This window comes from Variovorax sp. 22077, from assembly GCF_052044195.1.
GTDB lineage: Bacteria > Pseudomonadota > Gammaproteobacteria > Burkholderiales > Burkholderiaceae_C > Variovorax > Variovorax atrisoli.
Window position 1 is genome coordinate 16,533 of sequence record NZ_JBQEQC010000022.1, and the last position, 12,890, is coordinate 29,422.

A 12,890-nucleotide genomic window follows, 5' to 3' on the forward strand; every position below is an offset into this window, starting at 1 on the left:
GCCGGCTACTCGTACTTGCGGCCCTCGCGCATCAGCTGCGGCGTGCCGATCACTTCGTTGAGCGCGTCGAAGTCCAGCATCTGCGCCCGCCAGGGCTGCGTGGTGCGGTGCCGGTGCAGGCTGGCGTAGTAGCCCTGCAGCGTGTGCACCACCGCGCGCGCCGTGCCGCCGGGGAAGATGGCGATGCGAAAGCCGTGCCGCTGCAGCACATCGGCGTCCTGGATCGGCGTCTTGCCGCCCTCGACCATGTTGGCCAGCAGCGGCACGCGATGCGCGAAGCGGCTGCAGGCGGCATCCATCTGCTCGGGCGAGCGCAGCGCCTCGATGAACAGGGCGTCCACGCCGCACTCGAGGTATGCCTCGGCGCGGTCGAGCGCGGCCTCCAGGCCCTCGACCGCCACCGCGTCGGTGCGCGCGAGGATCAGGGTGTCGCTGGAAGCGCGCGCGTCCAGCGCTGCCTTGAGCTTGCCGACCATCTCGCGCTCGGGCACCACGGCCTTGCCGTCGAGGTGCCCGCAGCGCTTGGGAAAGGTCTGGTCCTCGATCTGCACCATCGCCGCGCCCGCGCGCTCGAAGCCGCGCACGGTGCGCTGCGTGTTCAGCGCGTTGCCGAAGCCGGTGTCCGCATCGACGATCACCGGCAGGTCCACCCGCTCGGTGATGCGTGCCAGCGTGTCGGCCACTTCGGTGAAGGTGGTCAGGCCGATGTCGGAGCGGCCCAGCCGGGTGTAGGCGATGGACGCGCCCGACAGGTAGAGCGCCTCGAAGCCGGCCTGCTCGGCCACCAGCGCGCTCAGCGCGTCGTACACGCCGGGCGCCAGCACGATGTCGCGGCTGGCGAGGCGGGTCTTGAAGTCGTGTGTCGTCATGCGGACGGCTCCTTGTGTCCAACGAGTGAGGCGGCGGTGCGCGCCGCGATGTAGCCACCGGCGACGGCGCTCAGCAGGCCGTTGCCGGAGAGATAGCCCCACACCGCGTCGCCCGACACGCCGCCGGCAGCGCCGCCCGCGGCCAGCAGGTTGGGAAGCGGCGTGCCGTCCTGGCGCAGCACGCGCATGTCGGGCGCGGTGTCTAGGCCGCCCTGGGTGTGGAAGAGCGCGCCGGTCACCTTCACGGCGAAGTACGGCGCTTCGAGACCGCGCGCGAACACGCGGCCGTCGGGTGCGGCACCGGCGCGCATTGCGTCGAGCGTGGCCTGCAGCACGGGGGCTTCGCAGCCGATGCACCCGGCCAGCGCGGCCACCGAGTCGCAGCGGCGCAGCGCTCCGGCGGCCTCGGCCTCGCAGAAATCGGGGAAGCCGCGCGCCAGGGCGAGCAACGGCGTGTCGAACACGTTCCAGGCGATGCCGCCCGGCTGCGCGAGCACGTGCACCGCGGCTTCGGAATAGCCCTGGGTCTCGTCGTGGAAGCGGCGGCCTTCGCAGTTGAGCTGCACGCCGCCTTCCATCATCACGGCCCACGACATCAGCGCTCCCTGGGGCGTGACCCACGAGCCGTGGCCCTGGTAGCCGCCCAGGTCGCGCAGCCGTGCGCCCAGCGCCGTTCCCCAGAGGATCGCACTGCCGTCGTTGCCCACGTGCCCGCCGAAGGCGGCCTCGCCCATCTCGGGCAGCAGCGTGCGAACCATCTGCGCGTTGCCGCCGAAGCCGTTGCATGCCAGCAGCAGCGCGTCGCAGCCCAGCGTCTCGCGCCGGCCGTCGGGGCGCAGGTAGTCCACGCCGACCACCCGGTCCTGCGCATCGAGCACCAGCGTGTCGACCACGGCCTGCGTCAGCACGGGGATGCCCGCCGCCTCGACCGCGGCGAGCAGCGCCGCCATGAGCGCGGCGCCGGTCTTCTGCGGCATCGCATGCATGCGATGCACGCTGTGGCCCGGGTAGAGAAAGCCGTCGAGCAGGATCCATTCGAGGCCGTGGCGCGCCTGAAGCGCGTCGAGTGCGGGGCCGATGGCACCGGCGTACGCCTCGACCAGCGCAGGCGCCGCGCGGCCGTGCGCCTTGGCCTGGATGTCGGCCGCGAAGCGCCCGGCGCTGTCGCCTGCCACGCCATGCTCGCGCTGCGTGCGCGTGCCGGGAGCTGGAATGAAGCCCGACGAGAGCGCGGTCGACCCGCTCGGCAGCGCGTCGCGCTCCAGCACCACGCAGTCCACGCCCGCGTCGGCCAGCATCAGCGCCGCAGTGAGCCCGCAGGCCCCGCCGCCGACGATGGCGACCGGCACATGCACCTCGGCCTCCACCTGCGCGGCACGCCGGAGCGTTCTTTCGGGACCGCTCATGCCAGCGACGCGATGAAGGGCGCGCAGTCCGTCACTTCGGCCACGTTGCGCATGTCGGCCAGCGAGGTGTTGTGGCGCTCCTCGCCGAATGCCGCGCAACCGTCGCCGAGCACCAGGGTGCGGTAGTCGCGCATGTGCGCATCGCGCACCGTGCTGGCCACGCCGCCGTTGGTGACGATGCCGCACACGGCCACGGTGTCGATTCCCGCGCGGCGCAGCACCCAGTCGAGCTGGGTGTTGAAGAAGGCCGAGTACGCCACCTTGCTCACGGTGACGTCGACCAGGCCGGCCAGCGCATCGACGTTGGCCTGGCCCCAGCTGCCGGGCGCGAAGTCGCCCCTGGCCAGGTACGGGCGCAGCGCCTTCAGGTGCGGCGAGATCATCGGCTCGCCCTTCGCGTCGGGCCACAGGGTGAACTGGCTCGCCACGACCAGTCCGCCGCCCGCCTTCAGCGCGCGCGCAACGGCGGCCACGCGCTCCGGCAGCAGCAGCGCGGGCGGGTTGGCGTCGCCCCCGCGCGCGTAGGCGCCATTCGGGTGGAGAAAGTCGTTCTGCAGGTCGACGACGACCAGCGCCGTCTTCGCCGGAAGGATCTTCGCGCCGGCGCTCATGACGGCCTCACCAGCAGGTTGCCGTATGCATCGACCTCGGCATGGAAGCCGGGCTCCAGCCACACGGTGGTGTCGGCCTGCTCGAGGATGGCGGGCCCGTCGATGCGTGCGGCCACCGGCAGTTCGAGCCGCGCGTAGCGCAGCGCGTCGTGCCACCGGCCTTGATGGAACACGCGCTGCGTGCCCAGCGGCGCGGTGCTGCCCTCGCCTTCGGGCGCCAGCACCTTCAGGTCGAACTTGGGTCGCACGCCGATGCGCGCATAGCGCAGGTTCATCACGCGGATCGCGATGCCGTCGAGCACGCGGCCGAAGGCTGCGGTGTAGGCGGCCTCGAAGGCCGAGCGAATCGACTCCGCCGTGAGCGGCGCCTGGCCCGCATCGGCCAGCACCACCGGCAGCGTGTGGGTCTGGCCGGCGTAGAGCATGTCGAGCGCGACCACCTCGCGCACCTCGTCGAAGCGCACGCCCGACGAATCGAGCCGCTGCTGGCAGCTGGCGGCCAGCTCGTCGATGCGGTGCCGAAGGTCGACCACGTCGAGATCGGCCAGCGCCTTGTTGATGGTCTGCACCGCGTCGTGGCGCATGTCGGCGATCACGCAGCCCAGCGCCGAAGTCACGCCCGGGTAGCGCGGCACGATGCCGGTGGCCACGCCCACCTCGCGCATCATCGCGCACACGTGCAGCGCGCCGCCGCCGCCGAAGGGCATGTACGCGAAGCGGCGCGGATCGTGCCCGCGCTCGATCGACACCAGGCGGATCGCGCCGGCCATGCGCGCATTGGCCACGGTGAGGATGGCTTCGGCGGCCGCATGCACGTCGAGGCCCAGCGGACGCGCGACGTGTTCCTCGATGGCCTGGCGCGACTTCTGCGCGTCCAGCGCCGCCAGCAGGCCGCCGCCCAGCGGGCGGTCCGCCGCGATGCGCCCGAGCAGCACGTTCGCATCGGTCACCGTCGGGCGCGTGTTGCCGCGACCGTAGCAGGCCGGCCCCGGCACGCTGCCCGCCGACTCGGGGCCGACCTGCAGCATGCCGCTCGCGTCCACCGACGCGATGGAGCCGCCGCCGGCACCGATGGTCTCGATCTGGATCATCGGCGAGCGGATCACCATGCCGAACTCGATGGCGGTCTGCGCGGCCAGCGCGGCCTCGCCGTTGGCCACCAGAGACACGTCGAAGGACGTGCCCCCCATGTCCCCGGTGATCGCATTCGGGAAACCGGCAGCGCGCGCGATGGCCGCGCAGGCGATGACGCCGGCCGCCGGCCCCGACAGCGCGGTGCGCACCGGCAGGTCGCTCGCGGTCTGGCGCGACATCACGCCGCCGTTGCTCTGCACCACCAGCAGTTCGCCGCCGAAGCCCTGCGCGCGCAGGTCGCCCTCGAGGCGGCCGAGGTAGCTGCCCACCACCGGCTGCAGTGCGGCATTGAGCGTGGCGGTCGAGCAGCGCTCGAACTCGCGGATCTCGGGCAGCACCTCGCTGGCCGAGGTCACGTGCGGGTTGGGCCACAGCTCGCGCACGGCCGCCACGGCGAGGCGCTCGTTCTCAGCGTTGGCGTAGGTGTTGATGAAGAACACGCACACGGCCTCGCAGCCGGCCTCCAGCAGCGCGCGTGCCTCGGCACGCACCTGCTGCAGGTCGACGGGGGTGTGCAGCGTGCCGTCGGCCAGCGTGCGCTCGTCCACCTCGCGGCGCAGGTCGCGCGGCACGACGGGCAGGAAGCTTCCGCGCAGGCCCCAGGTCCGGGGCCGGTCGCGGCGGCGCATCTCGAGCACGTCGCGGAAGCCCCGCGTGGTGATGATGCCGGTGCGCGCCACCTTGCGCTCGAGCAGCGCGTTGGTGCCCACCGTGGTGCCGTGCACGATGGTGGCGATGGCGGCGGCCGAATCCGCCACGCGCGCGACGCCGTTCATGAAGCCGCGCGCTTCCTCGCCGCGCGTGGAAGGCACCTTGACGATGCGCGCGCTGCCGTTGGCTTCGTCGAGCACGAAAAGGTCGGTGAAGGTGCCGCCGACGTCGACGCCGACGACGAGGGAATTGCCAGGAGAGGTCATTCGGGTGCTTTCTTCGTCTTGTCGCTGCTCACATAGCCCATGGCCACGTCGGCCTCGCGCTGCGCGGGGGTACGCTCGGCCGCAGGGCCCCAGCCGCCGCCGCCGGGGGTTTCGAGGCGCACGCGCTCGCCGCGCGCCAGCGCGATGCCGCGCATCTTCGACACCATGGGGGGCGTGTGCCATTGGCCGGCGTTCTCGTAGCGGAACACGTTGAGCGCGCCCGCGCCTCCGCCGGCGATGCCCTTGGGCGGAGAGGTGCCGCGCTCGCCGAAGACGAACACCTCGGCGTCCTTCTCGAGCAGCTCGATCTCGTACACGGCGCCCAGTCCGCCGCGATGCCGGCCGTCGCCGCCGGAGTCGGGGCGAAGCGACCATTCGGTGAAGCGCACCGGGTAGGCGGCCTCGAGGATCTCCAGCGGCGGGATCGTCGCGGTCGAGATGGGCGCGTTGCCGTGCGCGAGCCCGTCGCCGTCGGAATGGCCGCCATGCCCGCCGCCGAAGAAGCTGAACATCACCCAGCGCTGGCCTTCACGGCCCTTGTCGCTGCGGTGCCCCGCGATCGACAGCGCGTTGATGGTGCCGTAGGCCTGCGCCACGGCGCGCGTGGGGTCGGCCTGCGCAGCGGCGCTGAAGATCACGTCGATCATGCGCAGGATGGTCTCGGTGTATCCGCCCACCGGGCGCGGTCGCTCGGCGCTGATCACCAGCCGCCCGGGAATGACGAAGTCCACCGCGTCGAGCACGCCGGCATTGGCCGGCACGTCGGGGAACAGATGCTTGAGCGCCACGTAGCAGGCGGCCACCGCGGTGGCGCGCGAGATGTTCACCGGGCCCGCGCACTGCGCCGAGGTGCGGGAGAAGTCCAGCGTGAGCCGGTCGCCGGCCACCGTCATGTCGAGCGCGATGGTCAGCGGCTCGTTGACGATGCCGTCGTTGTCCAGCACGTCCTCGACGCTGTAGCGGCCGTCGGGCAACGAGGCGATGTGCGAGCGCATCAGGCGCAGTGCGCGGCCGCGCAATTCGCCCAGCGCACTCAGCACCAGCTCGTCGCCGTACTCGTCGAGCAGGCCGTCCAGGCGCTTCGCGCCCAGCTCCAGTGCCGCGAGCTGGCCGTTCAGGTCGCCCCACAGGCTGTCGGGCAGGCGCGTGTTGGCCTGCAGGATGGCCAGCACGTCGGCGTCGAGCACGCCGTCGCGCACGATGCGCACCGGCGGAATCTGCACCGCCTCCTGCCAGCACTCGGTGGCCGCCGGGTTGTAGTTGCCCGGCACCGCGCCGCCCACGTCATGCCAGTGTGCGGCGGAGGCCATGTGGCAGTAGAGCCTGCCGTTGCGGAAGAAGGGCTTCACCAGCTTGAAGTCGTTGGCGTGCGTGCCGCCGTCGTAGGCGTCGTTGCTGATCCAGATGTCGCCGTCCCTCATGCCGCCGCGCGGCTCGGCCGCCTTCACCGTGGCGCGCACGGCGAAGGCCATGGCTCCCACGAAGACGGGCAGGCCCGACTTGCCCTGCACCAGCGTGTCGCCGGTGGCGGCGTCGTACAGGCCGTGGCAGGCGTCGTGCGCCTCGGCAATGATGGGATTGAACGCACTGCGGTAGAGCGTGGCGTCCATCTCGTCGGCCACCTGCTCGAGGCGGCCGCGCAGCACGGCGAGCGTGACGGGATCGATGGTTGTCGTGGAGGAGGTATCAGGCATCGGGAGCTTTCTTCGAGGCGGGGCGGCCAGCGCGCAGGCGCAGCTGGTTCAGCAGTCCGCCGGCGCGGACCATGTCCATGAGGAATCCGGGCACCGGCTCGCAGGCCAGGGGCCTGCCGTCCGGTCCGACGACCCCGGGCACCGTGGCGTCGAGGGCGATCCGGTCGCCCTCGCCCAGGGTCTCGGCCTGCGCGCAGGTCAGCAGCAGCAGGCCCACGTTGAAGGCGTTGCGGAAATACAGGCCGCTGTACGACGGCGCGATCACCGCCCTCACGCCCAGGTGGACGAGCACCGCGGCGGCCTGCTCCCGCGACGAGCCGATGCCGAAGTTGGGGCCGGCCACGATCACGTCGCCGCGCTGCACGCCGGCGGCGAAATCGGGGCGGACGGCCTCGAGGCAGTGCCTGGCGATGATGTCGATGCCGTGCTTCATGGCATGGCCCGGCGCGAGCAGGTCGGTGTCGATGTCGGCACCGAGCCGCCAGACGCGGTGCGTGGCGTGCGTGACGCTCATGCTGCGACCTCCGCGCGTCGCACCGCGGTACTCGACCCAGGAACGGCCCGGCGGCTCATGCCAGCACCTCGCGCGGGTCGGTCACGCGGCCGCGCAGCGCCGCGGCCGCCACGGTGTAGGGAGAACCCAGGTAGACCTGCGCGCTGGGCGAACCCATGCGGCCCTTGAAGTTGCGCGCCGTGGTCGAGATGACGGTGATGTCGTCGCCCATCGGGTCGCCGTAGCCCGAGCAGGCCCCGCACGCGGTCGGGAAGAGCTCCGCGCCCGCGTCCGTCAGCGCCTGCAACACGCCCTCGGCGCGCGCGCGCTCCTGGTCGCGGATGCTGGCGGGCGCGATGATGAGCCGGACGCCCGCAGCCACCCTGTGCCCGCGCAGCACCCGTGCCGCGGCGCGCAGGTCGTCGAGCTTGGCGCCGGTGCACGCGCCGATGTAGGCCACGTCCACCGGCGTGCCGGCGTAGTGGCTCACCCCGCGCGAGTTGGCGGGGCTGTGCGGCGCGGCCACGTGCGGCTCGAGCGCGGCCGCATCGAAGCCGTGGCGCGTGAGTTCGGCACCGTCGTCGGTGAACCAAGCCCCCGTGTCGGCCGACGGTGCGTCGGCCTCGGCGAGGAAGGCCGCTGTGGTGGCGTCCGGCGCGATCAGGCCGGCCTGCGCGCCAAGCTCCGCGCTCATGTTCGACAGCGTCATGCGCTCCTGCATCGACAGCGCTGCCACCGCGGGCCCGGCGAACTCCACCGCCTGGTAGCGCCCGCCGTTCATGCCGAAGCGGCCGATCATGTGCAGCATCATGTCCTTGGCGGTGACGCCTGCGGGCAGCGCGCCGTCCCACCACATCTGGATGGTCTCGGGCACGCGCAGCCAGATCTCGCCGGTGACCACCACGCCGAGCATCTCGGTGCTGCCCACGCCGAACATGTAGGCGCCGAAGGCACCGCCCGTGGGCGAGTGCGAGTCGCCGCCCACGCACAGCATGCCGGGGCGGATGTGCCCGTGCTGCGGCACCACCACGTGGCAGATGCCCTGGCTGTCGTAGACGTGCGGCAGTGCCTGCTCGCGCGCCCACTCGCGCGCGATGCGCACGATGCGGCGCGAGTCGTCGTCGCGCTCGGGCACGTAGTGGTCCATCACCAGGACGATGCGCGAGGGATCCCAGAGGCGCGCGCCCAGTTCCTCGAGCATGGGCTTGAGCCGGCGCGGACCCGACGAGTCGTGGAACATGGCCAGGTCGACGCCGCAGGTCACGATCTCGCCCACCGCCACGTGCTCGCGGCCGCTGGCACGCGCGATGAGCTTCTGCGCGAGCGTCTGGGGCCGGGCTGGAGCGGCTACGGGTGCGGCCACGGTTGCGCGGGTTGCTGCGGGGGTGTTCATTCGGGCTTGGCTCCGGAGAACTTCACGACCTTGGCCCAGCGCGGAATCTCGCTCTGCACGAAGGCTGCGAACTGCTCGGGCGAGTTGCCGACCGGGATGGCGCCCTCGGTGTCCAGCCGCCTGAGCATGTCGGGCTGCTGCAGCGCACGGCGAGCCGCATCGCTGAGCTTGCGCGACACGTCCGCCGGCAGGCGCGCCGGACCGAACAGGCCGAACCATGCGCTCGATTCATAGCCCGGCAGGGCCTCGGCGATGGCCGGCACCTCTGGGAACGCAGGCAGGCGCGTGGCGGTGGTGACACCCAGCGCCTTGAGCTTGCCGGCCTGGATGTGCGCCTTGACGTTGCCCACCGCCGCGAACATCAGCTGCACCTGGCCGGCCAGCAGATCCTGCACCGCAGGTGCCGTGCCCTTGTACGGGATGTTCACGATGTCCACGCCCGACTGCATCTTGAAGGCCTCGCCCGCCATGTGCAGCGACGAGCCCACCGCGCCGATCGCGAAATTGAGCTGGCCCGGCCGGGCCTTGGCGAGCGCGATGAGTTCCTTCACGTCCTTCGCCGGCACCGACGGGCTCGCCACCAGGATCGACGGCGAGGTCGCCACGCAGGTGAGCGCGGTGAAGTCCTTCACCGGGTCGAAGGGCAGCGAGGGGTACAGCGTGGCGTTGATGGCATGGCCGGTGAAGCTCATCAGCAGCGTGTTGCCGTCGGGCGCGGCCTTGGCGACGGCATCGGCGGCGATGTTGCCGCCTGCGCCGGGCCTGTTCTCGACGATCACGGTGCGGCCCAGCGCGGGGCCCATGCTGACGGCGAGCGAGCGGGCCAGCGTGTCGGTCGAGCCGCCCGCCGGCGCGCCGACGAGGATGCGCACCGGCGCATTGCCGAGCTGCGCCCGGGCAGCGGCGGCGAAGGCCAGGGCGGCAGGTGCGATGAGGATGTCGCGGCGATGGATCATGGGGGGTCCTTGTTGTCTCTTTGTTCTTCGGGGGCTTCAGAGGCCCAGGTACGCGCGCCGCAGTTCGTCGCTGTCCAGCAGCTCGTCGGGCTTGCCCGAGAAGCGCACGCTGCCGTTCTCCAGCACGTAGGCGCGGTCCGCGATCTCCAGCGACTGGCCCACGTTCTGCTCCACCAGCAGCACTGCGAGGCCGCCGTCGCGCAGCTCGCGGATCAGGGTGAACATCTCTTCCACCAGCAGCGGCGAGAGGCCGAGCGAAGGCTCGTCGAGGATCAGCAGCACCGGCTCGGCCATGAGCCCGCGCGCGATGGCCAGCATCTGCTGCTCGCCGCCGCTCATGGTGCCGGCGTGCTGCGTCATGCGCTCGCGCAGCCGCGGGAAGATGTGGAACATCTTCTCGACGTTGGCCGCGCGCCGCTCGCGGGCGCGGGTGAAGGAGCCGAGCTCGAGGTTCTCGAGCACGCTGAGGTTGGGGAACACCTTGCGGCCCTCGGGCACCTGGATGAGGCCGGCCTTCACCACGTCGCGGTAGTGGGCCCCCGTGAGGTCCCGCCCGTCGAAGCGCACGCTGCCGGCCCAGGTGGGCACGAGGCCGCAGACCATCCTGTTGAGCGTCGACTTGCCCGCGCCGTTGCTGCCGAGCAGCGCGACCATCTCGCCGGCGTCGAACTGCAGGTCGAAGCCGCGCAGCACTTCCACGCGGCCGTAGCCGCCGCGCAGGCCCCGGATTTCGAGCAACGGGTTCATGCGCCCGCTCCCGCGGCAGCCTTGCGCAGGCGCGCCGCCGTGCCGTGGCCCAGGTAGGCCTCGACGACGCGCTCGTCGGAGGTCACCTGCGCCGGGTTGCCCTCGGCGATCAGCCGGCCCTGCGCCAGCACCCACACGTGCTCGGCCAGGTTCATGACGGCCTGCATGACGTGTTCGATCATCAGCACAGTCACGCCGCTGTCGGCGATGCCGCGCACCACCGGCAACATGTCGGCGATCTCCTGGGGGTTGAGGCCTGCGAGCACTTCGTCGAGCAGCAGCAGGCGGGGCCGCGTGGCGAGCGCGCGGGCGAGTTCGAGCCGCTTGCGGCCGGCGACGGTGAGGTCGGAGGCCGGCTTGTCGAGCTGCGGCGCCAGGCCCACGCGCAGCGCCACGGCCTCGGCACTGGCCAGCGCCTGGGCGCGGTCGCGCAGGTGCAGGTGCGCACCCACGGCGATGTTCTCGCGCACGGTCTGCGCGGCGAAGGGCTTCACGATCTGGAAGGTGCGGGTCATGCCGAGCACGGCGTTGCGGTGCGGCTCGCGGCCGGTGATGTCCCGGCCGGCGAAGCGCACGGTGCCAGCGTCGGGCCGCAGGAAGCCCGACATCAGCGCGAACAGCGTCGTCTTGCCCGCGCCGTTGGGGCCGATCAGCGCGGTGAGGCTGCCCTCCCTCACCGACAGGCTCACGCCCTGCACGGCCTTCAGGCCGCCGAAGGAGCGCGAGATGCCGTCGAGCTGCAGCAGGGGCTCAGTCATCGCGGCCTCCCTTCGTCTTCCACAGCTGCCGCACCGACAGCCCCAGGCCCGCCACGCCGCGCGGCAGGAAGATCACGATGAGCACGAGCACCGTCCCGTAGATGACCATGTTGATGCCCGGCAGCTCGCCGAACAGGTTGCGCGTGAGGTCCGACAGCAGGTGCAGCACTGCCGCGCCCAGCACCGGCCCCCACAGCGTGCCCATGCCGCCCACGATGGCCGCGACCAGCGCCTCCACCGAGGTGACCGGGCCGTAGGCGATGCCCGCATCGATGTACTGGAACACCTGCACGTAGAAGGCGCCGGCCGCGCCCATGAAGGCCGCCGACAGGCCGATGGCCGCGAGCTTGACGCGGAAAGGGTTCACGCCCACGGCGCGCGCGGCATCCTCGTTGTCGCGCACGGCCTGCAGGTAGGCGCCGAAGCGGCCGTTGCGCAGCCACCAGGTCACCAGCAGCGCCACGACCACCATCGCCAGCACCACCCACAGGTAGCCCGCGCGCGAGGCGAACTGCATGTTCGCGACCGATTCGCGCAGCGGCACCATCAGGCCCACGCCGCCGCCGGTGAACGGCACCGAGGTCGCGAGGATGCGGAACACCTCCGCGAAGGCCAGCGTGACGAGTGCGAAGTACGAGCCCTTCAGCCCGTAGCGAAAGGTCAGCGCGCCGACGAACAGGCCCACCAGCGCGCTGCCGGCAATGGCCAGCGGCAGCGCGACCCACGCGTTGATGCCGCCCTGCAGCTGCGCGATGGCCTGGATGTAGGCGCCCGTGCCGAAGAACAGCGCATGCCCGAACGAGAACTGCCCGCCGAAGCCGCCGAGGATGTTCCAGGCCTGCGCGATGAGCGTTGCATAGAGCGCCATCATCACGAAGTTGAGCATCACGCCCGACTGTGTGACCAGCGGCACGCAGCTGACCGCCACCGCGAAGAGCGCGATGCCCGCGAGCTGCCGGCGTCCCGGGTTCATGCCCGCGCTCATGCCTTGGCTCCGAACATGCCCTGCGGGCGGAAGAGCACGACGCCGATGAAGATCGCGAAGATCCCGATCTGCCCGAGCGACTCGCCCAGGTAGAGCCCGCCGAGCGACTCGACCACGCCGATCAGGAAGCCGCCGACGAGCGCCCCAACGAAGCTGCCCATGCCGCCCAGCACCACGATGGTGAAGGCCACCAGCACGAAGCCGCTGCCCACCTGCGGGTTGACGTAATAGGCCGGCAGCAGGAAGCAGGCCGCGGCCCCGAGGCATGCGAGGCCGATGCCGAAGCTCATGGCATAGACGTGGTCGACGTCGATGCCCATGAGCTTGGCGCCCTCCTTCTCCTTGGCCACCGCGCGGATGGCGCGGCCCAGGTCGGTGCGGCCCATGATCCAGAACAGGATGCCCGACACCGCCAGCGCGCCGGCGAAGGCGACCAGCTTGGGCACGGCGATCATCGCGGGACCGATGGCCACGGTGCTCAGCGAATAGGCGGTGTCGATGCTGCGCGTGTCCGACTTGAAGAACAGCAGCGCCAGGTTCTCCATGACGATGGCGATGCCGAGCGTGGCCAGCAGGATGTTCTCGTCCTTGCCATGGCCCGCACGGTTGATGACCACGCGCTGCAGCGCATAGCCGAGCGCGAACATCCCCGCTACCGCGATGGGCAGCGCCAGGTAGGGATCGATGCCCCAGCGCTCCTTCAGGAAGTACACCGCGTAGAGCGCCAGCATCAGGCTCGCGCCATGCGCGAAGTTGATGATGTGCAGCACGCCGTAGATCAGCGTGAGCCCGACCGCGATCAGCGCGTACACGGCGCCGGTCGTCAGTCCGTTCAGGACCGACGGGAAGAGGATGGTGATGTCTGGCATTGGCTGTCGGGGGCTTGGCCGCTTTCCTGGCTGTGCGTCTTGCGTGGGCGTGCCGCTT

General features: G+C 71.5%; 12 protein-coding genes. All 12 read right to left on the reverse strand.

The genetic code is table 11. The features are described from left to right. Positions 1-5: 5 nt before the first annotated feature. From ACTJLF_RS26285 to ACTJLF_RS26340, 12 genes are read right to left on the reverse strand one after another with little or no spacing between them, the layout of a single operon-like run. Complete coding sequence (locus ACTJLF_RS26285) at positions 6-869, reverse strand: isocitrate lyase/PEP mutase family protein (RefSeq protein ID WP_440884200.1); 864 nt, start codon at positions 867-869, stop codon at positions 6-8. Next, the gene (locus ACTJLF_RS26290) at positions 866-2,275 is read right to left on the reverse strand and encodes an FAD-dependent oxidoreductase (RefSeq protein WP_440884201.1); all 1,410 of its coding nucleotides are present in this window, start codon (positions 2,273-2,275) and stop codon (positions 866-868) included. Before ACTJLF_RS26290 ends, ACTJLF_RS26285 begins: the two co-directional genes overlap by 4 nt. Continuing rightward, entirely contained in the window at positions 2,272-2,886 is a 615-nt protein-coding gene (locus tag ACTJLF_RS26295; RefSeq protein ID WP_126182442.1) for a cysteine hydrolase family protein, read from the reverse strand. Before ACTJLF_RS26295 ends, ACTJLF_RS26290 begins: the two co-directional genes overlap by 4 nt. After that, positions 2,883-4,937 (reverse strand): hydantoinase/oxoprolinase family protein, encoded by a 2,055-nt coding sequence (locus ACTJLF_RS26300; RefSeq protein ID WP_440884202.1) that lies wholly within the window; start codon positions 4,935-4,937, stop codon positions 2,883-2,885. Before ACTJLF_RS26300 ends, ACTJLF_RS26295 begins: the two co-directional genes overlap by 4 nt. Continuing rightward, positions 4,934-6,631, reverse strand: a complete 1,698-nt coding sequence (locus ACTJLF_RS26305) for a hydantoinase B/oxoprolinase family protein (RefSeq protein WP_440884203.1) — start codon at positions 6,629-6,631, stop codon at positions 4,934-4,936. Before ACTJLF_RS26305 ends, ACTJLF_RS26300 begins: the two co-directional genes overlap by 4 nt. Further along, positions 6,624-7,145: a LeuD/DmdB family oxidoreductase small subunit gene (locus ACTJLF_RS26310; protein WP_019656882.1), complete on the reverse strand. Its 522-nt coding sequence runs from the start codon at positions 7,143-7,145 to the stop codon at positions 6,624-6,626. The genes ACTJLF_RS26305 and ACTJLF_RS26310 overlap by 8 nt, the downstream gene beginning before the upstream one ends. A 55-nt stretch (positions 7,146-7,200) precedes the next feature. After that, positions 7,201-8,517, reverse strand: coding sequence for a 3-isopropylmalate dehydratase large subunit (locus tag ACTJLF_RS26315; RefSeq protein ID WP_440884204.1), 1,317 nt, complete (start codon positions 8,515-8,517; stop codon positions 7,201-7,203). Next, positions 8,514-9,470, reverse strand: coding sequence for a tripartite tricarboxylate transporter substrate binding protein (locus tag ACTJLF_RS26320; protein ID WP_440884262.1), 957 nt, complete (start codon positions 9,468-9,470; stop codon positions 8,514-8,516). Before ACTJLF_RS26320 ends, ACTJLF_RS26315 begins: the two co-directional genes overlap by 4 nt. 39 nt (positions 9,471-9,509) lie before the next feature. After that, positions 9,510-10,220, reverse strand: coding sequence for an ABC transporter ATP-binding protein (locus tag ACTJLF_RS26325; RefSeq protein ID WP_440884205.1), 711 nt, complete (start codon positions 10,218-10,220; stop codon positions 9,510-9,512). Further along, on the reverse strand, positions 10,217-10,978 hold the full coding sequence (locus tag ACTJLF_RS26330; RefSeq protein WP_440884206.1) for an ABC transporter ATP-binding protein: 762 nt from the start codon (positions 10,976-10,978) through the stop codon (positions 10,217-10,219). Before ACTJLF_RS26330 ends, ACTJLF_RS26325 begins: the two co-directional genes overlap by 4 nt. Next, on the reverse strand, positions 10,971-11,951 hold the full coding sequence (locus tag ACTJLF_RS26335) for a branched-chain amino acid ABC transporter permease (protein ID WP_440884207.1): 981 nt from the start codon (positions 11,949-11,951) through the stop codon (positions 10,971-10,973). Before ACTJLF_RS26335 ends, ACTJLF_RS26330 begins: the two co-directional genes overlap by 8 nt. An 8-nt stretch (positions 11,952-11,959) precedes the next feature. Next, on the reverse strand, positions 11,960-12,832 hold the full coding sequence (locus ACTJLF_RS26340; RefSeq protein ID WP_019656876.1) for a branched-chain amino acid ABC transporter permease: 873 nt from the start codon (positions 12,830-12,832) through the stop codon (positions 11,960-11,962). Between the last annotated feature and the right edge of the window lie 58 nt (positions 12,833-12,890).

Bases quoted from the DNA above. Each gene is read 5' to 3' on its own strand.
- ACTJLF_RS26285 (WP_440884200.1), bottom strand. From the start codon at position 869: ATGACGACACACGACTTCAAGACCCGCCTCGCCAGCCGCGACATCGTG.
- ACTJLF_RS26290 (WP_440884201.1), bottom strand. From the start codon at position 2,275: ATGAGCGGTCCCGAAAGAACGCTCCGGCGTGCCGCGCAGGTGGAGGCC.
- ACTJLF_RS26295 (WP_126182442.1), bottom strand. From the start codon at position 2,886: ATGAGCGCCGGCGCGAAGATCCTTCCGGCGAAGACGGCGCTGGTCGTC.
- ACTJLF_RS26300 (WP_440884202.1), bottom strand. From the start codon at position 4,937: ATGACCTCTCCTGGCAATTCCCTCGTCGTCGGCGTCGACGTCGGCGGC.
- ACTJLF_RS26305 (WP_440884203.1), bottom strand. From the start codon at position 6,631: ATGCCTGATACCTCCTCCACGACAACCATCGATCCCGTCACGCTCGCC.
- ACTJLF_RS26310 (WP_019656882.1), bottom strand. From the start codon at position 7,145: ATGAGCGTCACGCACGCCACGCACCGCGTCTGGCGGCTCGGTGCCGAC.
- ACTJLF_RS26315 (WP_440884204.1), bottom strand. From the start codon at position 8,517: ATGAACACCCCCGCAGCAACCCGCGCAACCGTGGCCGCACCCGTAGCC.
- ACTJLF_RS26325 (WP_440884205.1), bottom strand. From the start codon at position 10,220: ATGAACCCGTTGCTCGAAATCCGGGGCCTGCGCGGCGGCTACGGCCGC.
- ACTJLF_RS26330 (WP_440884206.1), bottom strand. From the start codon at position 10,978: ATGACTGAGCCCCTGCTGCAGCTCGACGGCATCTCGCGCTCCTTCGGC.
- ACTJLF_RS26335 (WP_440884207.1), bottom strand. From the start codon at position 11,951: ATGAACCCGGGACGCCGGCAGCTCGCGGGCATCGCGCTCTTCGCGGTG.
- ACTJLF_RS26340 (WP_019656876.1), bottom strand. From the start codon at position 12,832: ATGCCAGACATCACCATCCTCTTCCCGTCGGTCCTGAACGGACTGACG.